Here is a 21,924-nt window from a genome sequence, read left to right as displayed (position 1 = left end):
TAGCACCGTACGAAAAGTTGCAAAGACACGCCTGGGACAAGGCGAGAGATGTTCCGTTGGTCGAGACAGAAGTAAAGATTGGCATGTTGGATTCACTCTTTCAACGCATCACAATCGGAGATCATTATGTCGACACAAACGCTTGAGAAAGAACGCGTCATCGCGCCGGAAAACCAGGTCAAGGAATCGCTTGCCGTCGATTGGCGCAAGTATGACGGCGAACGCGTCATCGCCAGCACGGGCGGCCCCATTTATCTGGTGCTGAATGGCGAGTTGCAGTGGATTCCCAATCCGGAGACGTACAACAATCTGTTCGCTTCGTGGAACGGTGTCGTGGTGAGCGACTATCTGGTCGACAACGTGCCGCGCGGTCCCGCTCTCACGTCGGGCGCGGTGCTGGCCAAAGGCAATGGCGCGCCGCAGGAGTATCTGGTGTCGAACGGCACCAAGCAATGGATTCCAGATCCGGCGACGTTCAAGAAGTTTGCATTCAACGCATCTAAAGTCGTGACGGTTCCGCAGATCATCATCGACTATGTGCCGTCCGGGCGGAACATCGGCTAACTGATTCGTCTGCCTTCCTGTCGGCGCGCCTGGCGTTATCGCCTGGCGCGCCGACTTTGCTCTAAGGTCTTCACCGCACCGCTGTTATACGGCTTGGTCTGATTCGTCGACGCGAGCCGCCGTCCGTCCCTCGAGCTCCCGATTTGCTGCCCCACGTCTGTTTGGCGCACAAGGCGAAACCGTGCTCGCGTTGTGTCGCCTCAGCGACCGGCCGGCACCTTTCCATTCCCTTGCCACAAATCTTTAACGATCCACAGCCAGAATGGCGCCCGTGCATCGATAGATATTTGTACGTGACGTTGCACACGGTTGCAATCAACCCGCCCCGACTTCCGTTTCTTCACCGAGAGATCGCATGAAACTGTTCAGCAGCCTGCGCGCCGTATCCGTTGCCGTCGCCTTATCCATCGCAGCGTCGAGCGCCGGCGCAGCCGATCTCGTGATCGCCGGCCGCGACGACATCTACGGACGCGGCCTGGCGGACGCCGTCGCCGGCTTCACGAAACTGCACCCCGGCACGGATATCGAACTGCTGAAGCTGCCCAATGCGAACCTCTACCAGAAGCTCAAACTGTCGATGCGCGAAGGCACCGGCGCCTTCGATCTGGTGATGATGGACGACACGTGGTCGCCCGAATTCATGTCGAACGGCTGGCTCAAGCCGCTGCCGGCGAACCTCGCCGATGCGGACATGGTCGCCTCGACCGTCGCGCTCGGCCGCGCGCCGTCGGGCGGTTTGTACGCGCTGCCGGTGGTGGGCAACGTCGAAATGTTCGCCTACAGGAAGGACTTGCTGGCGAAATACAAGCTGCAGCCGCCGCGCAACTGGGACGACGTGCTGAAGATCGCGCAGACCACCGGCGCGGCGGATAAGGACGTGTCCGGCGTGGTGTTTCGCGGCGCGAAGGGCAACCCGGTCGTGACCGGTTTCCTGCCGATTCTGTGGGCGTACGGCGGCGACGTGATCGATCAGGGCGGTAAGGTGACGATCGATTCCCCGCAAGCGCTGAGCGCATTGAAAATGTTCGTCGCGCTGAAGAACAACGCGCCGAAGGAGGTCGCGGTCTACGGCGCAGCCGAAGTGCGCGACGCCTTGCAAAAGGGTGCGGCGGCACAGGCGCTGGAAGTCTGGCCGGCGTGGATTCCCGCGCTCGACGACCCGAAGCAGTCGCGCGTGGTCGGCGAAGTCGCGCTGCAAGCGCCGCCCGGCCAGGTGAAGGGACCGTCGCCGATGCTCGGTATCTGGCAGATGGCGATTCCGAAAGACGCACCCCACGCCGCGCTCGCACAAGAATTCCTGGCCTATCTGACCAACCGCGATACACAAACTCGGCTGGCCGCGATGGGTATTCCGCCGACCCGTAAAAGCGTGTTCGACGATGCGGCGCTGGTGAAGCAATTCCGCTGGTATCCGGATCAGCTCAAGGCGCTCGAAGCCGGCCGGGCCCGTCCGCGTGTGAAGGACTGGCAGCAGATCGAAAGCATTCTCGGCGACGCATTGCAACTGGTGCTGACCGGCCAGCTCGCGCCGGACGCCGCCTTGCATCAGGCCGCGCGGAAGATCACGCCGGCGCTTGCCGCCGCGGCCCAATAACCCCGTCGTCCCGCCGATCTATTCCATGCCATGAACGCCGTGCGCCGCTATCTGCCACTGGTCCTGCTGGTGGGTCCCGCTTTGCTGGTGCTCGGCGTGCTTGCGCTGTATCCGGTACTGCGCGTACTGATCGACTCTTTCTTCAACGTCGACTATGCGTCGGGCCATCGCATCTTTACCGGACTGGAAAATTATCGCGCGGTGCTCGGCGATAGCGAGTTTTCCGCGAGCTTCGCCAATACGCTGCAGTTCACGGTCGCGGCGTCGGTGATCGAAGTCGCGCTCGGCGGCGCACTGGCGTTGTTGTTCTCCCGCGCGTTTGCCGGCCGCCGCTTCATCATTCCGCTCGCGATTCTGCCGATGATGCTGTCCACCCTGGTGTGCTCGGCCATCTGGCGCAACTGGCTGAACTACAGCGGGTTTCTGAACGCGCTGCTGGCGGTGTTCGATCTGCCCGGCGTGCAATGGCTGTCCGATCCGCATCTCGCGATCTGGTCGCTGATTCTGGTGGATGTCTGGCAATGGACGCCCATGGCCTTTCTGATCATTCTCGCCGGCTTGCAATCCATCGCGCCGGAGCTGTATGAAGCGGCTCGCACCGACGGCGCGAGCGAGTGGCAATGCCTGCGTCATATCACGTTGCCGCTGATCGTTCCGCAGATCGTCCTCGCCATGCTGCTGCGTTCGATCGACACCTTCAAGCTGTTCGACAAGGTCTATGCGCTGACGGGCGGCGGTCCCGGCAATGCCACGCAGACGCTGTCCACCTATATCTACGACACGGGTTTCCGCTTCTTCAACGTCGGGCCAGCCAGTGCCGCGTCGGTGCTGATGCTGCTGATCTCGGCGGTGCTGGTGTCGGCCAACGTGTGGCTGTCGATCCGCAAGGCGGGTGCGCGATGAACACCGCTACGTCGTCTTCCGCGTTGCGTCCTGTGGGCCGGCAGGCCGCGCTCTGGCTGTTGCGGGCCATCGCGTTGATCCTGTTGCTGCTGCCTTGTGTCTGGATGATCGGCGCCGCATTCACGCCGACGCTCGAACGCCTCGATCATCCGTTGTTGCTGTGGCCGCATGTGCCGACTTTGCAGCACTTCGAAACGGTATGGGCGAGCGGGATCGGCCGGCAGTTGCTGAACTCGGTGCTGGTCAGTTGCGGGACGACCGTGCTGTCGCTCGCGCTCGCCTTTCCGGCCGCTTATGCACTCGTGCGCATGCGCTTTCCGGCGCGCCTCGATCTGCTGTTCTTGATGCTGGTGCTGGCGGTCAAGCTGATGCCGCCGATCACCGTGGCGGTGCCGTTGTTCACGCTCGCCAAGAACCTGCATCTGCTCGATTCCGAGTTCGGTTTGATGCTCGCCTACCAGGTGTACACGCTGCCTTTGTCGATCTGGATGCTGCTTTCGTTCGTGCGCGAAGTGCCGATCGACTACGAGGAGGCGGCCAGCCTGGACGGCGCCGGTCTGATCCAGCGGCTCGTTTATATCGTGCTGCCGTTGTGCGCGCCGGGGCTCGTCGCGACCGCGATCTTCGTGCTGATCGCGGCGTGGAACGAGTTTCTGCTGGCGTTGCTGTTTCTCAGCACGCCGAGCCGCTTTACGTTGCCGCTCGCGGTGGCGGGCTACGTCACTGAAAACGGCATCGACTGGGGCGATCTGATGAGCGTCGGCATGATCGCTTCGCTGCCGACCCTGGCCGTCGCCGGATACGTGCAGCGTTATCTGCTGCGCGGTTTTTCCGGAGGGCTGAAGTAAAGCAAATAAAGCAGGCGGCACGCGCTGGTCGATGGCGCCTGCGTCGGGTGACATTGTCAATGTACCGGGTGCTTCGCGCTCGTCTACCTACCATCTGGAGATCCACGAAAATGAACAAGCATTTGGCGGTCGTGCTGGCGGCCGCAGGCCTCGTCGCGACCACGGCGGCTCACGCGCAAAGCAGCGTCACGCTCTACGGGGTAATCGATAACGGCCTCGTCTATCAGAACAGCAGCACGTCGCGCGGTTCGACGACGGGTGGCCATTCGGCGATCACGGCGTCGAACGGCGCATGGGCCGGCAGCCGGTTCGGCCTGAAGGGCAGCGAAGATCTCGGCGGCGGCTCGAAGGCGATTTTTCAGCTCGAAGCCGGCGTGAATAGCCAGAACGGTCAATCGCAATTCACGGGCGGCATGTTCACGCGCCAGGAATGGGTCGGTCTGACGAATCCGGCCTACGGTACGTTGACGGCGGGTCGCCAATATACGGCCTACTACACGCTGCTTTCGCCTTATAGCCCGACGACCTATCTGACCGGATTCTTCGGCGCGCATCCGGGCGATCTCGATTCGCTCGACACGACCATTCGCGCGAACAACTCGCTGGTCTACACCTCGCCGAAGTTCTACGGCTTTACGGTGAGCGGTTCGTATGCGCTCGGCGGCGTGGCGGGCAGCACCAATCGCGGCTCGACCTGGAGCGCGGCGATCCAGTATCTGAATGGACCGTTCGGGATTGCGGCGGGCTTCCAGCGCGTCAACAATTCGACGGTCGGTGGCGGCGCGTGGGGAACGGACTCGACGACGAACTCCGGTGGCCAGCCCGGCATTTCCGCCATCAACAACGGCTACGTGACGGCGCAAGCGCAGCAGCGTGTCGCGGTGACGGCCGGCTACAAGTTCTCGCCGGCGTGGGACGTGTCGGTCTCGTACTCGAACGTGCAGTACATCCCGGGCGTGGGCTCGGCGTTTCTGAACACGGCGACCTTCAATACGGCCGGCGCGGTCTTGCACTGGAAGCCGACGGTGAGCTGGGATTTCGCGGGCGGTTATAGCTATACGCGCGCGACGCAGTCGAACGGTATCAGCAGTTCGGCGCAATACCATCAGATTTCGCTGACGCAGTACTACAGCCTGTCTTCCCGCACCGGCCTGTATCTGGGCGAGGCATATCAACATGCTAGCGGCAAGACGATCGGCTCGAACGGCGTGAAGATCATCGACGCCACGGCGTCGATCGGCGACGGCTTCAACGGTTCGCCGTCGTCGACGAGCACGCAGTTCACGGCGGGCGTCGGCATTCTGCATCGCTTCTGATCGTGCAGGCCGCTGCGGTGGCGGCCGGCGTTGACGTCTTTTGCGGTGCAGGCCTCTCCCGCGTCGCGAATCCGAGCCAAACGGCGTGACGTAGGTGAGGCCGCCATGGGGGGCGGTTTTGCTCCGTGGCGCGATGCGATGGTAATACGACAAGGAATACACGGTGGCTACACTCACACTCCGTGCGGTCTGCAAGACGCGGCACGCCCGGCAGCAGGTATTGCGCGATATCGACCTGGAGGTGGCGGACGGCGAATTCGTCGTGCTGGTCGGGCCGTCCGGTTGCGGCAAGTCGACCCTGTTGAGAATGACGGCGGGCCTCGACAGCATCACCTCCGGCGACATCAGGATCGGCTCGCGCGTCGTCAATCAGATCGCGCCGCAGGACCGTAATGTCGCGATGGTGTTTCAGAGCTACGCGCTCTATCCGCACATGACGGTCGCACAGAATATCGCGTTCGGTCTGCGCATGCGCGGCATGCCGGCGGACAAGGTGCGAGAACGCGTCGCGTCGACCGCGCGGATGCTCTCGCTCGACGCCTTGCTCGAACGCAAGCCGAGCGCGTTATCGGGCGGTCAACGTCAGCGTGTCGCCATGGGCCGCGCGATCGTGCGCGAACCCGCGCTCTTTCTGTTCGACGAACCGCTGTCCAACCTCGATGCGAAATTGCGCAGTCAGATGCGCGCGGAGATTCGCAATTTGCACGCGCGGCTGGGTACGACTTCGCTGTACGTCACGCACGACCAGGTGGAGGCGATGACGCTCGCGCAGCGCATCGTCGTGCTGAATCAAGGCGGGATCGAGCAGATCGGTACGCCGGAGCAGATCTATGAGCGTCCGCAAAGTACGTTTGTCGCGAGTTTTATGGGAGCGCCCGCGATGAATCTGCTGCGTGGTCGTCTGAGCGGGGACCGGCAGCACTTCGACGTCGACGACGGGCCGCGCCTTCCGATCCTGGGCGCGAGCGGCGCCGGCGTGCAGGTCGAAGCGAATCGCGAGTGCGTGCTCGGCATTCGCCCCGAACACGTGACGGTGACAACCGACCGGCCGATATGTTTATCCGTCGACGCCTGCGAGATGTTGGGCGCCGACAATCTCGCGTTCGGCCGTCTCGGCAAGCAGAGCCTGGTGGTGCGCCTGCCGTATCGCCAGCGTCCGGCGCCTGGCGAGCAACTCGGTGTCGGATTGCCGGCCGCGCAGCTCCATTTTTTCGATGGACAGAGCGGGCGGCGCGTGAATTGAGCAGCTTCAGGCGCAGCTTTTACGTACCACGCTCGTGACCGGCACCACGTACGTACGTGAGGCGCCGGAAAACGACTCCATGCGGTCGATCAGCATTTCGACCACGGCATTGGCCAGGCCGGAGGTGTCCTGGTGGATGGTGGTGAGCCGATAGTTTTCGTAGCTGGCGGCGGGGATATCGTCGAACCCGACCACTCGCAGTTCTTCGGGCACACGGATCGAGAAATGCTGACGCGCGGCATCGAGAAAGCCCAGTGCCAGCAGATCCGACGAACAGAACACGCCGTCGGGGCGCGGGTTTTGCCTGAGGACCGCTTGCGCTGCCGCCACGCCGCATTCATAGGTATCGGCTTCCGTGGCATGAACCAGAACCGGATCGACGAGGCGCGGTTCGTCTTTGGCGATGCGCTGGACCGCGCGAACAAAGCCGGTGCGGCGCGATTTGCCGTTGTAGCTGGTTTTTGTCGGGCCGACGAAGGCAAGCCGCTTTGCCCCCGCGTCGATCAGCATGCGCGCGGCCAGCGCGGCGCCGGCGGCATTGTCGCTCACCACGACGTCCGCGCCGGGCAGATCCGACGCGCGGTTGATCATCGCCACCGGAATCTCGCGTTCCAGGTACTGGCGAGCAAGGCCGAGCGGTGGCGACGCCGAAGTCATGATGATGCCGGCGATCCGGTAGCTCAGCAGCATTTCCAGCGAATGCTTGATTTGCACCGGGTCTTCCGCGTTCATCACGAGCGGCGTGAGTTGCTGACGCCCGAGCGCGGCGATGATCTGCGAGAGCAGCTTGGCGCGGAACGGGTTTTCGAAACCCGCCGTGACGACGCCGACCATGCTGCTGCGCTGCATGATCATTTCGCGCGCGATCTGGTTGACCTGATAGCCGAGCGCGCCGGCGGCCTCCATCACGCGCTGCCGTGTCTCGGGTGCGATGCTCGCGGTTGGCGAGAAGGCACGCGAGACGGCGGAGCGCGACACACCGGCGCGGCGCGCGACGTCGGCGGCGGTAACCCAAAGCGTTTGTTTCTTAGGCATGTGTGAATGAATGAAGGGATGCGAAGCTAGCTTAACGCAGCTTGCCCGATCAAGAGGACAAGAAGATGACCGTCGAACACGATATAGCCGGGCAGGGTGACTATGCCGGCGCGGCGCCGGCATTGGCGCCGGCCTGCTGGATGTCGAGCCTTGCCGACGATCTCATGCTGAGTCAGTTGGCATTGCCGGGCAGTCACGATAGTTGTGCGTACACCGTTGAGGATTCGCTGGCGAAAACGCAGGGCGCGACGCTGGCGGAGCAATTGGCGCACGGCGTGCGCGTGCTGGATATCCGGTGCCGGCATGAAGGGGATGTGTTTCATATCAATCACGCGCGCATTCCGCTCGGCCTGATGTTCGACGATGTGATCGACGCGTGCGCTGAGTTTCTATCGCAGCATCCCGGCGAATGCATCGTGATGTCGGTGAAGGACGAATGTGGCACGCAGGATTGCACGCGCAGTTTCGCGCGGACGTTCGAGTCGTACGTCGAACGCTATGCGCAGCAGCAGAGCTGGTATCTGGGCGACACGATTCCGCGTTTGGGCGATGTGCGCGGTTCGATCGTGCTGTGGCGGAGGTTCGAGAGCAATTGCGCGCTGGGCATCGATCTGTCGAACTGGCCTGATAACGCCACGTTCGAACTCGATGCGCCGGGTGCGGCGTTCATTATTCAGGACGAGTTTCGCGTGCCGGTCGAGGCGTCGATAGCGTACAAATACCGCGCGATCGAAGCGTTGCTTTCGATCGCGCAGCACGGTGCGCTCAAGCGCTGGATCGTCAACTTTTGCAGCGGTACCGGCATGGGTGCAAACCCGCGCAGAGTGGCCTGCGGCGACGACCGGCGGCGCGGCATCAATGACATGATGGCCGACTGCCTCGCAAACTACCCGAGCGCGCGCGGCGCGCTAATGATCGATTTCTGCGAGTACGCGCAATGGGCACTGGTTCGGGCGTGGGTGGCACAAAACGTGAACCGGTGCCCATCGCAGGCTTGATTAGAGCCGTTCAATCGGCAACGCGTGACCCTGCCTCAACTCGACACGTAGCGTGAGGGCAGCGCCGGGGCACCGGCCGGAATCGTCACGAGTGACGTATTCAACCAGCTCTGCGGTGTGCCGTTCGAGTTCGCGTACGCGCCGACGTAAGGCATCATCAGCGTGGTTTGATACACCTGCGGCGTCCAGCCGGCCGGCGCGAGGAAGATCGAGGTCGCGCGTTTCTCGCTATAGGCGGACGCGCCGTAGGTCGAGATGTTCCACAACGTTTGCTGGTAGGTGTCGTAGTCCGCGTTGTGGCGCGAGCCACCGGCCTGCCAGCCTTCCAGTTGAATGAACGTGTTGTAGGTGCCGCTTCCCGCGAGCAGATTGTTCACGGTGCGGCCATACAGGAACGACAGAATCAGCCCGCAGTTTTCCGGCGCGAAATCGCTGCCGACGCTCAGGTAGTACTTGCCCGTCGTATTGAGCAGCGACGTGTAATGCGAATTGCCGATATCGACGCTGGTGGTGAGGCCGCTTGCCCCCAGGTAGGTGTCGAAGGCCTGCATCGATACGCCCGCTGGCAGGTCGTTCGTCGCGCTGATTGCCACGAAGTGCGAACCCGCCGCGAGCAGTGTCAGAAACGCCGACAGACTTGCCGCATTCCAGTTGCCCGATACGTCGGTAAATGCGAACGGCTGATAGCCTGTGAGATTGAACACCGCCGGGTTCGAGCCTGACTGATAGGCGATCTGCGGTACCCACATGGTCAGCGGGCCGTTGCTGGCGGCGCTATTCACGTAGCGGCTCAGGCAGTCGATCAACTGCGCGTCGGTGCTGGGCAGCGTGGTATAGGACGCGCCGTTCAACCAGCGCTGCACCCATTGCGCGACGAATCCCGCCAACTGGCCGCCGGTGAAATCCGCCGGCGGCACATAGCCGCTCGCGCCCGTGTCTTGATACGCGGACTGGATTGCGGCAGCGCCGCGAATGCCGTTGCCGAACATGCTATTGGCGAAGTCCTGCGCGTTGTTGCGTGGCGGCGTGCCGAGCAGCGCGAGCGGCGCCACCCACGCGCCGTTGCTCGTCGCGACGCCGCGATACAGATTGACGTTCGCCACCGAGTCGTGACCCGGAAAGGTCGCGGCATTCGCACCGGATACGTAGCCCGCCGAAGGCGCAACGGCGACTGTCGTCGGCGATGAACCGAACGGATGAACATACGACACGGCGAAGCTCGCGTCGCTGCCTGTCAGGCTGAACGAACCGGTGCAGTCGCCCAGGCTGTTCGATGCGCTGACCGTGGTGGCTTGTCCCACGGCGATCTGTGCCGTCGACGCCTGCGGTACCGAACCGCTTTGGCTTGCGGCGCTGCCGTAGCCGAGCGCGAGGTCGGGAATCCAGTTGGTGAGGTTGATCGTCATTGAGCGTCCGGTCAGGCTGCGACTGGCCGCCGCCGCGTTGGCGGAGAGTTGGGATGCGCCGGGTGAGCCGCCGTCGCCGCCACCGCACGCGGACAGCGCCGACACCAGCGGCGTGAGAGCGAGTGCGGCGCCGCCCTTGAGGAAGGTCCGGCGGTGCGCGGGCATTGGCTGCCTGAGTGTTCTTGTCATGAGGAATCCCGTTCAAAATTAAAAGAGAAATTGCATGGCGTGTTATGAGCGTTGCACGCGTGTGCAATGCGCGGCGCGGAAAGGACGAATAGCGGCGACGCTGGGCGTAGTTATGCACGAGTTATGTGAAAGGATTGCGACTTGTTTTAACGTGTCGATTCGATTCGACGAGTTTGATGCTTCGCGCTATTCGTCGACGGGATCGTGATGGCAGACACACAGCTTATTGCCGTCCGGGTCTCTGAAGTACGCACCGTAGTAGTTGGCGTGGTAGTGCGGTCTCAGGCCTGGAGCGCCTTCGCACGAGCCGCCATGCGCCAGTGCACGGGCGTGGGCGAGATCGACCGCGCGCCGGTCCGGTGCGAGCAGGGCGATCATCTGGCCGTTTCCGCAGCTTGCCGGATGACCGTCGAAAGGCCTGCCGATCAGGAAGAGTGGGCGGGGAGTATCCGGCGCCATCCAGCCGGCCCACGGCTTGTCCCGGTCGCAGAACTTCATCTTGAGCCGCAATGCTTCCATCACGGGCGAATAGAACTGCACGGCACGATCGAAATCGGTGACACCGATATAAACGTGTGAAATCATTTCCATTTTCCCCAAGAAGCAGATCAGATATGACCCAGTCTACCGAGAACGCGGTGCTCGTGGTTCAGAAGTTTTGGCGTCTCATGGCCACCAACGATTTCCATTCTGTCGCGGTGGTTCTGGCCGATGACTTTATGCTGGAGTGGCCGCAATCGAATGAACGCATTCGCGGCGCGGACAATTTCTGTCGGTTCAATGCGGCTTACCCCGCGCAAGGGCGCTGGGTTTTCACGATCAATCGTATTGTCGGCAATGAGAGGGACGCGGTGTCGGATGTCTCCATTACCGATAGCGTCCTGCAGGCCCGAGCTATTTCGTTCTTCACGGTCGAGCGCGGCAAAATTTCCCGCGTGGTCGAGTACTGGCCGGAGAGTTACGAGCCGCCGTTTGATCGCACGGAGTGGGTCGAGCGGATTGGGTGAGGTGCGATTTCACGCTTCTACACATGATTTTGCAGATCGACGACGTGATCGGTCGAATGGATCGTGCTCTTGCGATGCGTGATGGCCAGCACGGTGACTTCGTCGGCAAGCGTGCGGATATGGTCCATGATGCCGGTCTCCGTGGGTTCATCTAGCGCGGAACTGGCTTCGTCGAGAAACAGTAGCTTGGGTTTGCCATAGAGCGCGCGGGCGATGGCAACCCGTTGACGTTCACCGCCCGACAGCTTCAGGCCGCGCTCGCCGATTACTGTGGCGAATCCATCGGGGAGATCTTCGATCCGCGTGAGAATGGCCGCTCGCGCAGCGGCCTCGCGCAAACGCGTTTCGTCGACCTCCCGGCCGAGCACGATATTCGCCGTGAGCGTGTCGTTGAGCAACATGATTTCCTGCGGCACGACGCCGACCATGCTGTACCAGTCTTTGCGGGCGATCTCGCGCAAATTGAAGCCGTCGATCAGGATCTCGCCTGCGGACGGCTCCATCGCTTTCAATGCCAGTTTGAAGACCGTGGATTTGCCCGAACCGGATTCACCGGTGAGGAATGTCACCGCGCCTCTCGCAGCGATAAAAGACACGTTGGACACGCCCCGCCCGTTTTCGTACGCGAAGCCGACACGCCGGAATTCGATCCTCCCGTCGCTCGCTGGCCATTCTGTGCGCGGCGCAGCGGGTTCGATTTCTTCGGCGGCGGCCCACATGCGGGCAAACGGTTGTATCCGTGCATACGACTGAATGAGGTTCTCGATAGCGATTCCTACCATCTCGAACGGATGGTTGAGTTGGAGCAGCAGCACATTGAACAACACGATATCGCCGACGCTTATCAGCCCAGCCTTGTAGCGCGGCAGAAAAAGAGTAAAGGCGATCACGAACTGGAGCGCAAGCGCCATGCCATACACGCCGGCATAAGCGATGCGTTTAACGCAGAAGCTCCGCCAGTTTTCCAGAACTTCCGTGGCGCCATGATTGAAGCGCTTGCTCATCCACCCGGAACTGCCGAAATAACGCAGCGTTTCCATCGACGTGATTGCATTGCCGATCAGGCTCGCGTTGGCTTGAGCCACACTGATTGCGCGATTCAGGTGCGGCCGTGTCCAAACGTTGGTGAAGTAGGTCAGAGAAGTAAATACCGCGCCGTAGAGGAGCACGACCGCGGCAATTTTTGTATCGAGTGCGGTGCCCAGAACGGCCAGTGTCAAGACGAGCTGAATGACGCCCGGCAGAATGATGCTCAATACCAGGTTCACCGTCATGCTGAGGGCTTGTGCGCCTTGCGTCTGAGCGGCCTGAACCTCTACCGGATTATGTTCGATAAAGAAGCGCGGCGACTTCTTCGACAAACGCTCGAAGAAACTGGTGGACGAGATGAAGTTCAGATTTTCGGCAGCCATCAGCGCAAGAAATCTCGCCGTATTTCCCAGCGTGAGTGAAGCGCCGACGAGGATGGCATAAAGCATGAATCCCGCGAAAGTCGTCTCGATCGGATGCTGACTGGAAAGCCGGTCGACAAGGCGGGAAAAGACAAAGGGCGCGGAGACCGAGATTAGCGACGAACCTGCTACGACCGCCGCGACGAGGGCTATGGTGCCGCGGGACATTTGCCAGAACTTACTGAGAATACTGCCGACAGGAGACGCTACGATATGCCAATTGGTTTCTTTAACCATCTGCACGCCTCTCTCTGCGATAGATAAGCCACGATTATGCGAGGTTTTACGCAGCGACGTCGAATGCTCATGACCGGAGCGCAGGCAGGGTGTTTAGTGTTCACGCCCGCCGTCCGCTGTCTTTCGGCAACGTCCGAACGATCACGAACGCGAGTACGGCCATCATCGGCAACATCAGTACGCTGCCCTCCGGGCCTACCGCGCCGCCGCTCAACCAAACGGGTCCGGTTGAGTGACTCGTCAGCCAATGACCGCTCGCCATCGCACCGCTATCGGCCACACCGAACACGAACGATTGACTCCAGTCCCACGCGGCGTGAAAGCCGATGATCCACCACAGCGAACCCGTGCGCCAAACCGCGAGACAGAACACGAGTCCAGCGGCGGCGACGGACGCAATGCCGAATACCGTTTCCCCCGGATTGCCCATATGCGCGAGGGAAAAAATGGCGGCTGTTACGAGAGTAGCGACGACTGGCCCCACGCCGCGCAGCAAACGGAAGAACACATAGCCCCGGAAACACAGTTCCTCGTTAAACGCAACGAGCAGGAACAACGCCGCCCAGACTATGGCCGATTGGAGCAGCGCTCCCAATTGCATGCCAGACGACTCAATGGTCACCGCGTGAAAATAGCGCAGCGCGGCCATCACGAGCGACATGGCCACTACACCAAAGAAGAGTCCTTGCGCAAGATGGGCAACGCGATGCCGCGCGCGCAGTCCGTAGTCGAGCCATGAACGTTTGTCGATCAGGCTCATTATTTTGGTGGCGACGAGTCCCGCAAAGATCATGACGAATTCACCGATGAGCATGCGCGTCGGGACCATCTCCGTGGATCTGGGCGGAAGGTGATGCAGCAGATGTGCGATAAACGCCACGCCCGCAACCAGACCGCTCACAATCATGATGAAGAGCAGGGCGGCCCAGCCTGAGCGCAGACCGTCTTTGCCGATCCAGATCCGCTTGAATTTGCCGCCGAAGAAACGACGCAGCCGGTGGGTTCGTTGGTGGACAGGTTCGCCGCTGCGATCAGGACCGCTCGATGCCGTGCCGTAGTGCTTGGAATCGCTCATGCATTGCCTCGCTATTTTTGTTGGAATTGGAGAGATAAACCTGGGACGTATTCGGGACGCGCGTTACATTAGCCCTACAAAGACATTTAAAGGCGCAGGCGAAGTTCGTCCGTGACCGTTTTTATGATTGTTCTGCTGCAATAAAGCAGACTGGAAAAGAAAGGTTTGAAATGCGGAAGACTCTTTCCGGAGAGGCCGGAAACGCTCTAAAACCAACGGTGAAAATTGTCGAAGTGCCGTCAATCAGCGGTTCCGATTCTCGACGAACCATTAAGCAACGTCAACTGACTGTTTATCGTGGAGTTGTGTCTACGCGATAGGCATAAATCGATCTATTGCCGCTATTTGGCTGGAGGGTTGCGGAACGGGAAATCGTCGATTGTTAACCTGATTGTTTCTAGCGAGCACGCAGCGCGATCGTCAGAAAGAATAAACGGACGGGGCAGGGGAAAGTCTAACTCGGCGATAGCGAGCATGTTTTCTCCGAGCAATGCGGAAGATCATTTCCAACGCGCAAGGTCAACGCTTCACGATACCTCGCCGATCTCCACCCACCCCCGCACGCCCCCGCCGACGCCGCCTAAGCAGATACGCCTCCACCATATCCACCAGTTCCTGCTTAAGCACCGGCAAGCCGATCGTCCCCCGATGCGCTGAGTCATGAATCACACCCGCCACCGCCGCCGAAACGACTTGCGCCGCGGCGTCGGCGGATTCGCATTTCCGCGCGTCATCTTCATCCGGCTGCGCGATCAACGCCGCATAGCAGCGCAAATACTCCGCCTCGAACCGGTCATGAACCGACTTCGGCCCACGCACGCGCGGCGCCTCCTCGAGCAGCACCCGATGCAGCGCCGGGTTGATGCTATGAACGCCGATCATGCCGTCGACCAATTGCTCCACACGCCGCGTCAAAGACAAGGCTTCGTCACCGATCGGACGTAGCACCGCAAGAATTTCGTCGAAGTGACGCGCCGTGATCGCTTCGGACAAGATCAGCTTGTTCGGAAAGTACTGGTACAGCGAGCCGATGCTCACACCCGCGGCCTCGGCAACCTCATTCGTCGTGAAACCGTCCCAGCCACGGCGGCCCAAAACCTGAGCCCCGGCGATCAGAATCGCTTCGACCGTGGCGCGGGAACGCGCCTGGCGCGGCTGTTTGCGCATCGCCGAAGGACGCGTGGGAATGCGAGTAGCCAAGTGTGGGCTCCCGGGAGAATATGAGCGCTATGCTCACATTGTTTGACACGTTTGGCAATAACGTGCGCGTGTGGCCTCACAAGGAATTTCAAATGATCCAGCCACTCCCCGCCACCAGCCGCGAAATTCGCTTGAAGTCGCAACCTGAAGGCTTGCCCCACGCCGGGAACTTCGAGATTGTTTCGACACCGCTGCCAACTCCCTCCGATCGCGAGGTGCTGGTTCGCAACCGCTATTTTCTGCTCTCTGCGTCACTGCGCATGATGATCAGCAAAGACGCCCAGGACGTAAAAGGTGTGCCGTTCCCGGCCTTGCGCGAGGGCGACACGCTGGCGGCCGAGGCGCTTGGCGAAATCGTTTCGGCCCCTGCGGGCAGCGGTTTTTCTCCAGGCGATCTGGTGCTGCATTTTCAGGGCTGGCGCGAATATGCGGCGGTTCCTGTAGCGGATTGCCAGCGGATCGGCGGCGGATTGCCGGACCCGGCCGCGTATCTTGGGCATGGCTGGACCGCGTATGCCGCACTGACTCGCGGCGTGGAGATCCACCCGGGCGACACGGTGTTCATTTCCAGCGCGGCGGGCGCGAACGGATCGATGGCGGGGCAGATCGCGCGTTTGCTCGGAGCGGGGCGCGTGATCGGCAGCACCAGTTCCAATGAGAAGGCTGCACGGCTGGTGTCCGAGCTGGGTTACGACGCTGCGGTGTGCCGTGGCGGTACGCCAATCGTCGAGCAACTTGCCGCCGCCGCGCCGGAAGGTATCGACGTGTTTCTCGACAATGTCGGCGGCGAACAACTGCAAGCGGCGATTGCAGCGGCGCGTGAAGGTGCGCGCGTGGTGATCGTCGGTACGTTGTCGGGGCAACTGGCAAGCCATGGCGCGGGCAGAACCGCACCGGTCGAACTCGATTCAGTGCAGCTATTGGTGAAGCGCATCACGCTGCGAGGCTACAGCGCCGACGACCATCCCGAAGCCTACGCAGACTGGATCCAGCAATTCGCACAATGGCTGGAGGCGGGCAGCATCCGTTTCCCGCACGAGATCATCGACGGACTCGACCATGCGCCGTTCGCGTTGGAGCGAGTGATACGAGGGGAGTATTTCGGGACGGTGTTGATCAAGCCATAAGCGGAAAGCGGATAGAAAAATAACAGTGCGCGCGGCGACCGAAGTGAACGGGCATGCTTCGACTCGCGTCGAAGCATCGGCAAGCGGGCGGCCTCTACACTCGTCTCAACTTCTTTCGACCTGGACGCGCCGTGACCGTCAATGCTCATTTCACCCTTGAAACCGCCGCCGCCCACGCGGCCGCTCGCTGATCGTGGCCGCGCTCGCGCCGACTCGCAGCGCCGCGTCCCGTGTGCTCGCCGCCACCTGTATCAGTTATACGGTGGTGCTGCTGGACGCGTCCATCGTCAATGTGGCGCTGGGGGAAATCAGCCACACGCTGCGCAGCAACATAGCGGGACTCCAATGGGTCGTCAATGCGTACACGCTGACCTTCGCGAGTTTGCTGATGACCGGCGGGACGCTCGGCGATCGGCTCGGCGCACGTAACGTCTACCTCGCCGGACTCTCCGTGTTCGTGCTCGGCTCCGTGCTGTGCGGAGTCGCGCCCGACCTCACGACGCTGACGTTGGCGCGGGCCTTGCAAGGCGTCGGCAGCGCGATGCTGGTGCCGTGCTCGCTCACGCTGATCAACGACGCGTATCCGCTTCCCGCGGCGCGTGCCTCGGCGGTTAGCCTGTGGATGGGCTGCGGCGGCGTGGCGATGGCATCCGGTCCGTTGATCGGCGGGCTGCTGATTCATCTGCTCGGCTGGCGCAGCATTTTCTTCGTGAACGTGCCGATCGGGCTCGCCGGAATCTGGCTCGCGCAAGCGGTCGGGCGCACGCCGTCGCCAGGGACGCGCCATGTCGATCTAGCGGGGCAACTGGCGGCAATCGTCGCGCTGGGTAGCTTGATCGGCGTGCTGATCGACGGGCATCGGCTCGGTTGGCAGTCCGCGCCGATCGTGGCCGGTAGCGCGATCGGTTGCGCCGCGTGCGTAGCGTTCTTCGTGATCGAGACGCGGACCCGGCACCCGATGTTGCCCATGCAATTTTTCCGCAACGCGCTGTTTTCGGCGTCGACGTTTGTGTCGATGGTCTCCGCGTTCGTTTTCTACGGCATGCTATTTACGTTCAGCCTGTTCTACCAGCAGGCACGCGGTTATTCCGCACTCGACACCGGCCTCGCCTTCCTGCCGATGACCGGCATGGTCGCGCTGGGCGGTCTGCTGTCCAGCCGGGTCGTGAAACGGCTCGGAACCAGAGAGTCCATGTGCATCGCGTTCGCGCTGTACGCGTTGGGCGCTCTCGGCATGAGCCTCACGAGCGTCGCGTCACCGTACTGGGTCGCCGTCGTGCCGATGCTCGCCATTGGCATGGCGTCGGGCTTCATCTCGCCGGCGGCGACCTCGCCCGCGCTCGGCACGGTCGACAAACAGCGCGCGGGGATGGCCGCCGCCGTGTTGAATTCGGCGCGTCAAAGCGGCTCCGCGCTAGGCGTGGCGATCTTCGGCACGTTCATTGCCACCGCCCATGTGTTTCAGCAGGCGATGAATCTGATTCTTGGCATCGTCGTCACCTTGTCGATGGTCGCTGCGTGCGTATGGTGGATCGCGTCGCGCCCGGTTGAGGCAGAACCCTGCCGCCTGTCGTGAGTAAGCGACTGCGAGCAGCCCCCCCACAACCCGACCGTATCGCTACACATCGATCCGCTTGCGCAAACTTTCGCCGGCCAGAGGCAAATCACGCAAACGCTGACCCGTCGCATCGAACAGCGCATTACCGAGCGCGCCCGCGGTCGGGCCCATCGACGCTTCGGCGACGCCCAGAAACGGCATGCCGGGCCGATTGATCAGATGCACGTTGACGCCGCGCGGCACCGCCGAAAACCGCAGGATCGGGTAACTACTCCAGTCGAAGCTGCGGATTCGCGAGGTATCGAACTTCAGTTCTTCGTACAGCGTCCAGCTGGCCGATTGAAGCACGCCGCCTTCGATCTGGTTGCGAATGCCGTCCGGGTTGACGCCTTGCCCGCAGTCCACCGCGACTTCCGCGTGTTCGAGGATCACCTGACCCGTTTCAGGCACGACGGAAATCTCCACGGCCATCGCAACATAAGCCATCAGGTTCTTGTACTTGCCGAACGCGAAGCCGACGCCGTGATTACGCTTGCGCGCCGCGCGCGGCCAGCTGAATTTTTCGGCGGCGAGTTTGATCACGTCGTGTGCGCGTGGATCCTGCATATGCTTGAGTCGAAACGCGACCGGATCGGCGCCTGCGGCGGCGGCCAGTTCGTCCATGAAGGTTTCGATCGTGAAGACGTTCATGTGCGCGCCGAGCGAACGCATCGCCGAGGTTTGCAGCGGCATGGTCGGCGAAAAATTGTTCATGACGTGCACGTTCGGCAACGCGTACAGCGGAATCGCGTTACGGTCGCCGCCGCCTTCGGGCTGCACCATCGGCACGGAAGGCGCCGACACGAATGGCTTCGCCAGCATGCGCGCCGGCAGAAGGCGGCCCGCGTTGACGATCCGCTCATTGTGCGAACTGCTCCACAGCGCGTAGTTCCAGTCGACGATGCTGCCGCCCGCGTCGAGCGACGCGCTCACCTCGGTGACCATCGCGGGCGTGAAGTGGTCCCACGTGTGCTCCTGTTCGCGCATCCACTGCACCCGCACCGGTTGGCCCGGCAGTTCGCGCGCAATCAACGCGGCGTGCGCGGCGACGTCGTCCGCGCCGTTGTGGCCGTAGCAGCCCGAGCCTTCCATGTGGATGCAACGAACCTGCTCCCTGGGCAGCGCGAGCATTTCACCGAGGCCGTCGCGCAGCGGGTAGACACCTTGCGAATGGGTCCACACCGTCATCATGCCGTCCTTGAACTGCGCGACCGAACAGGACGGTCCGATCGAACCGTGCATCATGTAGCGCTTGGTGTACTTCGCGCTGAGCGTTTTGACGGGCGTGCCCGCCGCGCCGTGCGTATTGGCGATCTCGATGTGCTGCGTGGAGATCGTCTTCAGGTCGCGATGCACGGCGGCCGGATCGGGCAGCGTGCGGCCGCCGCTCCACTGGCTGCCGGCCGCGAGTGCGCGCTGCGCCTGCACTGCTTGCCATTCGCCTTTGGCGACCACGGCGAGCATGCTGCCATCGCGAATCACCTTGATCACGCCGGGCATCTTCAGGATCTCGGGCGTGTTGGTCTGCAGCAGTTGGGCGTCGTACACCGGCGGCATCACCACGCGCGCGTGCAGCATGCCGGGCATCGTGATGTCCTGCACGTAGCTCACGCCGCCGGTCACCTTGCCGGGAATGTCGAGCCTCGGCAGCGAGGTGCCGATCACGTTGAAGGTGGCGGGATCTTTCAACGGCGACACCGGTGTCGCCATACGATGCAGATCCACGAAGCCGACTGCCTGGCCGTAGGTCATGCTGCGGCCGTCGGGCGTTTTGATCACGGCGTTGCGCACGTTCAGCGCCGTGCTGCTCACGCCGAACTTCGCCGCTGCCGCGTCGACCAGCAGACCGCGCACCTGGGCAGCCGCGTTCAGCAACGCGCTGCCGCTGTCGGCCATGGTGTGGCTGCCGGCAGTCAGTCCTTCGTCCGGCGACGTGCCTGTGTCGGCGGTCAGGAATGTGATCAGCGCGGGCGTCATGTCGAGCTCTTCGGCCGCGACTTGCAGCAGCGCGGTCCGCACGCCGGTGCCGAGTTCGACCTTGCCGGTGTAGACGGTTACCTTGCCGGCTGGATCGATCTTGATCCACGCGTCGAGATACGGATTGGTCTTCAGGCTGCCGGCCAGCGTCTGGGTCGCTTTGCCGATATGCACGGCCGCGCCTTCGTCGGCAATCACTTCCTGCGCCATCGACCTGACGCCGGGGAACAGGCTGAAGCTCACCACCAGCGCGCCGGACATCAGGAAGCGGCGGCGTCCTTCGTTGACGTCGTCGTGATCGAAGCTCATTGCGCGCCTCCACGAGCCATTGCGCCATACGTTGCGGCAGACGCAGCCGCCGTATCCGGTACGGGCAGATGCGCGACTTCGCGGATCGCCGCGAGAATCCGCGTGTGCGTGCCGCAACGGCAGAGGTTGGGCTCCATATGGTCGAGCAATTCGCCCTCGGTAGGCCGCGGATTGCGATCGAGCAGCGCCTGCGCGCGCATGATCATGCCGGCGATACAGTAGCCGCACTGCGCGGCCTGGTGATCGATAAACGCCTTCTGCAGCGGGCCGGGATGCTCGGCCGTGCCGAGACTTTCGATCGTGCGCACGGCGCGCGTGCCGATCGCCGACACCGGAATCAGGCAAGAGAAGGCCGCCTTGTCGCCGACGATCACGGTGCAGGCGCCGCACTGGCCGAGTCCGCAGCCGAACTTCGCGCCATGCAGATGCAGGTCGTTGCGCAGCGCGTACAGCAGCGGCGTGGAGGGATCGATATCGAGCGTGTGTTGCACGCCATTCACGGTCAGGTTGATCATCGCGCGTTGTTCTCCTTTCTGACTTTGGCGACCGTCGCCTCGACGTTCTGCCACGGCCCGCGCTGCGAGTACGCGGCGCGAACGTAGGACGCCAGATCGGCGATCTGCTGGTCGCTATAGACCTCGCCGAAGGCGGGCATGTAGTTCATGCTGTCCTCGCCCTGCCAGCCGTTGCCGCTGAGGATCATCTGCGCGGTGTTGCGCGGCGTCGTCGCGTTGATGGCGGTGCTGAAGGCGAGGGTGGGGCGTTCGCCGATCGACTGCATTGGCGCGGCGGGGCCGTGACATTGCGCGCACGAGGCGGCGAACAGCAACGCGCCGCGTTGCGCGCCGGGCGACGTCGCGCCTTGGGCCGCCATGTTGACGAGTGCGGGCTGCGGCTTCTGGATCGACAGTATGTAAGTGGCGATCGCTTGCACGTCTTCTTCCGGCACGGTCGCCAGATCGCGCGTGACAGGCAGCATCGGACCGGCCGCCGCGCCATGTTCGCCGGCGCGGCCGGTGCGCAGATAGGTCACGAGTTGCTGCTGGGTCCATGGCTTGGGCGCCGCACCGAGCGCATTGAGCGGGGGCGCTTCCCAGCCGTCGACCACGCCGCCGTCGAACGCATGGCCCAGTTTTTCTCCGCCAATCGCATTGAGCGGCGAATGACACGACGCACAGTGTCCGAGCCCATCCACCAAAAGCTTGCCGCGATTCCACTGCGCGTCTTTCGACGCATCCGCCTGCTGCTCGCCGGGCCGCAGGAACAACACGTTCCAGAAGGCGAGCGGCGGGCGGAAATTCAGCGGGAAGATCAGGTCGTTGGCGGGCGCGGTTGCATGGACCGGCTCACGCGTCATCAGGTACGCGTAGGCCGCCGCGACATCGCGATCGGGCATGCGGGTGAAGTGAATATACGGAAACGCGGGATACAGCAGATGTCCATCGCGCGCCACACCATGACGGACCGCTCGCGTGAATGCATCGAGCGACCAGTTTCCGATGCCCGTCTCGGGGTCGGGCGTGATGTTGGTCGCGTAGATCGTGCCGAACGGCGTGGCCAGCGGCAGGCCGCCGGCGAACGGCTTGCCGCCCTTCGCGGTATGGCAGACGATGCAATCGCCGAGCGCCACGACACGCGCGCCCGCAAGCCGCGTCTGCGAGTCGAACGACGTAGCGGCCGGCGGCGCGATCGGATCGATGGCGGGGTTCCACGCCAGCAGCAGGAAAACGGTCAGCGCGGCGAGGATGACCACGCCGCCTGCCGTCAGCAGTTTTGACTTGCGGGTCATTCACGCACCTCTCACTGAAGTCTTGATTTAATGAAAACGCATGCACGGGGTCATGCATG

Annotated in this window: 19 protein-coding genes; 10 read left to right on the top strand and 9 right to left on the bottom strand. The window is 62.5% G+C overall.

Features of this window, described 5'->3' with window-relative positions; translation table 11 throughout:
- Positions 1–126: 126 nt before the first annotated feature.
- The 6 genes from BX591_RS26610 (at position 127) to ugpC (ending at position 6,468) form a co-directional block, all read left to right on the top strand.
- Positions 127–564, top strand: a complete 438-nt coding sequence (locus BX591_RS26610) for a hypothetical protein (protein WP_111934301.1) — start codon at positions 127–129, stop codon at positions 562–564.
- Positions 565–919: 355 nt separating this feature from the next.
- Positions 920–2,158, top strand: a complete 1,239-nt coding sequence (locus BX591_RS26605) for an ABC transporter substrate-binding protein (RefSeq protein ID WP_111934300.1) — start codon at positions 920–922, stop codon at positions 2,156–2,158.
- Positions 2,159–2,188: 30 nt separating this feature from the next.
- Entirely contained in the window at positions 2,189–3,061 is an 873-nt protein-coding gene (locus BX591_RS26600) for a carbohydrate ABC transporter permease (RefSeq protein WP_111934299.1), read from the top strand.
- The gene (locus BX591_RS26595; RefSeq protein ID WP_111934298.1) at positions 3,058–3,909 is read left to right on the top strand and encodes a carbohydrate ABC transporter permease; all 852 of its coding nucleotides are present in this window, start codon (positions 3,058–3,060) and stop codon (positions 3,907–3,909) included. The genes BX591_RS26600 and BX591_RS26595 overlap by 4 nt, the downstream gene beginning before the upstream one ends.
- A 110-nt stretch (positions 3,910–4,019) precedes the next feature.
- Positions 4,020–5,225: a porin gene (locus BX591_RS26590; protein WP_111934297.1), complete on the top strand. Its 1,206-nt coding sequence runs from the start codon at positions 4,020–4,022 to the stop codon at positions 5,223–5,225.
- Between the two features lie 163 nt (positions 5,226–5,388).
- Complete coding sequence (gene ugpC / locus BX591_RS26585) at positions 5,389–6,468, top strand: sn-glycerol-3-phosphate ABC transporter ATP-binding protein UgpC (RefSeq protein WP_111934296.1); 1,080 nt, start codon at positions 5,389–5,391, stop codon at positions 6,466–6,468.
- 6 nt (positions 6,469–6,474) lie between these two features.
- Here ugpC and BX591_RS26580 read toward each other — a convergent pair whose 3' ends face one another.
- Positions 6,475–7,503 (bottom strand): LacI family DNA-binding transcriptional regulator, encoded by a 1,029-nt coding sequence (locus tag BX591_RS26580; protein WP_111934295.1) that lies wholly within the window; start codon positions 7,501–7,503, stop codon positions 6,475–6,477.
- A gap of 65 nt (positions 7,504–7,568) precedes the next feature.
- On the opposite strand from BX591_RS26580, the gene BX591_RS26575 reads away from it, so the two are divergent.
- On the top strand, positions 7,569–8,501 hold the full coding sequence (locus BX591_RS26575) for a phosphatidylinositol-specific phospholipase C (protein WP_167444617.1): 933 nt from the start codon (positions 7,569–7,571) through the stop codon (positions 8,499–8,501).
- A gap of 35 nt (positions 8,502–8,536) precedes the next feature.
- On the opposite strand, the gene BX591_RS26570 is transcribed toward BX591_RS26575, so the two are convergent.
- Positions 8,537–10,096 (bottom strand): hypothetical protein, encoded by a 1,560-nt coding sequence (locus BX591_RS26570; RefSeq protein ID WP_111934294.1) that lies wholly within the window; start codon positions 10,094–10,096, stop codon positions 8,537–8,539.
- A gap of 186 nt (positions 10,097–10,282) precedes the next feature.
- Positions 10,283–10,681 carry a VOC family protein gene (locus BX591_RS26565; protein ID WP_111934293.1) on the bottom strand — a complete coding sequence of 133 codons (399 nt, stop codon included), beginning with the start codon at positions 10,679–10,681 and terminating at the stop codon, positions 10,283–10,285.
- A 29-nt stretch (positions 10,682–10,710) separates the two neighbouring features.
- On the opposite strand from BX591_RS26565, the gene BX591_RS26560 reads away from it, so the two are divergent.
- A complete protein-coding gene (locus BX591_RS26560) occupies positions 10,711–11,103 on the top strand; it encodes a nuclear transport factor 2 family protein (protein ID WP_111934292.1) in 393 nt (130 codons plus the stop codon).
- 17 nt (positions 11,104–11,120) lie between these two features.
- Here BX591_RS26560 and BX591_RS26555 read toward each other — a convergent pair whose 3' ends face one another.
- From BX591_RS26555 to BX591_RS26545, 3 genes are all read right to left on the bottom strand, one after another.
- Positions 11,121–12,791: an ABC transporter ATP-binding protein gene (locus BX591_RS26555; RefSeq protein ID WP_111934291.1), complete on the bottom strand. Its 1,671-nt coding sequence runs from the start codon at positions 12,789–12,791 to the stop codon at positions 11,121–11,123.
- A 100-nt stretch (positions 12,792–12,891) separates the two neighbouring features.
- Positions 12,892–13,866: a CPBP family intramembrane glutamic endopeptidase gene (locus BX591_RS26550; protein WP_111934290.1), complete on the bottom strand. Its 975-nt coding sequence runs from the start codon at positions 13,864–13,866 to the stop codon at positions 12,892–12,894.
- A 519-nt stretch (positions 13,867–14,385) separates the two neighbouring features.
- Positions 14,386–15,066, bottom strand: a complete 681-nt coding sequence (locus BX591_RS26545) for a TetR/AcrR family transcriptional regulator (protein ID WP_244147022.1) — start codon at positions 15,064–15,066, stop codon at positions 14,386–14,388.
- A 92-nt stretch (positions 15,067–15,158) separates the two neighbouring features.
- Between BX591_RS26545 and BX591_RS26540 the strand changes: the two genes are divergently transcribed.
- Both BX591_RS26540 and BX591_RS26535 read left to right on the top strand, forming a co-directional pair.
- Positions 15,159–16,193, top strand: coding sequence for an MDR family NADP-dependent oxidoreductase (locus BX591_RS26540; RefSeq protein ID WP_111934318.1), 1,035 nt, complete (start codon positions 15,159–15,161; stop codon positions 16,191–16,193).
- Between the two features lie 193 nt (positions 16,194–16,386).
- Positions 16,387–17,769, top strand: coding sequence for an MFS transporter (locus BX591_RS26535; RefSeq protein WP_111934288.1), 1,383 nt, complete (start codon positions 16,387–16,389; stop codon positions 17,767–17,769).
- Positions 17,770–17,811: 42 nt separating this feature from the next.
- Here BX591_RS26535 and BX591_RS26530 read toward each other — a convergent pair whose 3' ends face one another.
- The 3 genes from BX591_RS26530 to BX591_RS26520 are packed head-to-tail and all read right to left on the bottom strand — an operon-like array spanning position 17,812 to position 21,865.
- Positions 17,812–20,076, bottom strand: a complete 2,265-nt coding sequence (locus tag BX591_RS26530; protein WP_111934287.1) for a xanthine dehydrogenase family protein molybdopterin-binding subunit — start codon at positions 20,074–20,076, stop codon at positions 17,812–17,814.
- Entirely contained in the window at positions 20,073–20,591 is a 519-nt protein-coding gene (locus tag BX591_RS26525; protein ID WP_111934286.1) for a (2Fe-2S)-binding protein, read from the bottom strand. Before BX591_RS26525 ends, BX591_RS26530 begins: the two co-directional genes overlap by 4 nt.
- The gene (locus tag BX591_RS26520) at positions 20,588–21,865 is read right to left on the bottom strand and encodes a c-type cytochrome (RefSeq protein ID WP_111934285.1); all 1,278 of its coding nucleotides are present in this window, start codon (positions 21,863–21,865) and stop codon (positions 20,588–20,590) included. Before BX591_RS26520 ends, BX591_RS26525 begins: the two co-directional genes overlap by 4 nt.
- Between the last annotated feature and the right edge of the window lie 59 nt (positions 21,866–21,924).

This window comes from Paraburkholderia bryophila (assembly GCF_003269035.1).
Taxonomy (GTDB): domain Bacteria; phylum Pseudomonadota; class Gammaproteobacteria; order Burkholderiales; family Burkholderiaceae; genus Paraburkholderia; species Paraburkholderia bryophila.
The sequence above is the reverse complement of the archived record's forward strand: the minus strand, read 5'-3'. Positions and strand labels throughout refer to the sequence as shown.

Bases quoted from the DNA above. Each gene is read 5' to 3' on its own strand.
- BX591_RS26610 (WP_111934301.1), top strand. From the start codon at position 127: ATGTCGACACAAACGCTTGAGAAAGAACGCGTCATCGCGCCGGAAAAC.
- BX591_RS26605 (WP_111934300.1), top strand. From the start codon at position 920: ATGAAACTGTTCAGCAGCCTGCGCGCCGTATCCGTTGCCGTCGCCTTA.
- BX591_RS26600 (WP_111934299.1), top strand. From the start codon at position 2,189: ATGAACGCCGTGCGCCGCTATCTGCCACTGGTCCTGCTGGTGGGTCCC.
- BX591_RS26595 (WP_111934298.1), top strand. From the start codon at position 3,058: ATGAACACCGCTACGTCGTCTTCCGCGTTGCGTCCTGTGGGCCGGCAG.
- BX591_RS26590 (WP_111934297.1), top strand. From the start codon at position 4,020: ATGAACAAGCATTTGGCGGTCGTGCTGGCGGCCGCAGGCCTCGTCGCG.
- BX591_RS26580 (WP_111934295.1), bottom strand. From the start codon at position 7,503: ATGCCTAAGAAACAAACGCTTTGGGTTACCGCCGCCGACGTCGCGCGC.
- BX591_RS26575 (WP_167444617.1), top strand. From the start codon at position 7,569: ATGACCGTCGAACACGATATAGCCGGGCAGGGTGACTATGCCGGCGCG.
- BX591_RS26570 (WP_111934294.1), bottom strand. From the start codon at position 10,096: ATGACAAGAACACTCAGGCAGCCAATGCCCGCGCACCGCCGGACCTTC.
- BX591_RS26565 (WP_111934293.1), bottom strand. From the start codon at position 10,681: ATGATTTCACACGTTTATATCGGTGTCACCGATTTCGATCGTGCCGTG.
- BX591_RS26560 (WP_111934292.1), top strand. From the start codon at position 10,711: ATGACCCAGTCTACCGAGAACGCGGTGCTCGTGGTTCAGAAGTTTTGG.
- BX591_RS26555 (WP_111934291.1), bottom strand. From the start codon at position 12,791: ATGGTTAAAGAAACCAATTGGCATATCGTAGCGTCTCCTGTCGGCAGT.
- BX591_RS26550 (WP_111934290.1), bottom strand. From the start codon at position 13,866: ATGAGCGATTCCAAGCACTACGGCACGGCATCGAGCGGTCCTGATCGC.
- BX591_RS26540 (WP_111934318.1), top strand. From the start codon at position 15,159: ATGATCCAGCCACTCCCCGCCACCAGCCGCGAAATTCGCTTGAAGTCG.
- BX591_RS26530 (WP_111934287.1), bottom strand. From the start codon at position 20,076: ATGAGCTTCGATCACGACGACGTCAACGAAGGACGCCGCCGCTTCCTG.
- BX591_RS26525 (WP_111934286.1), bottom strand. From the start codon at position 20,591: ATGATCAACCTGACCGTGAATGGCGTGCAACACACGCTCGATATCGAT.
- BX591_RS26520 (WP_111934285.1), bottom strand. From the start codon at position 21,865: ATGACCCGCAAGTCAAAACTGCTGACGGCAGGCGGCGTGGTCATCCTC.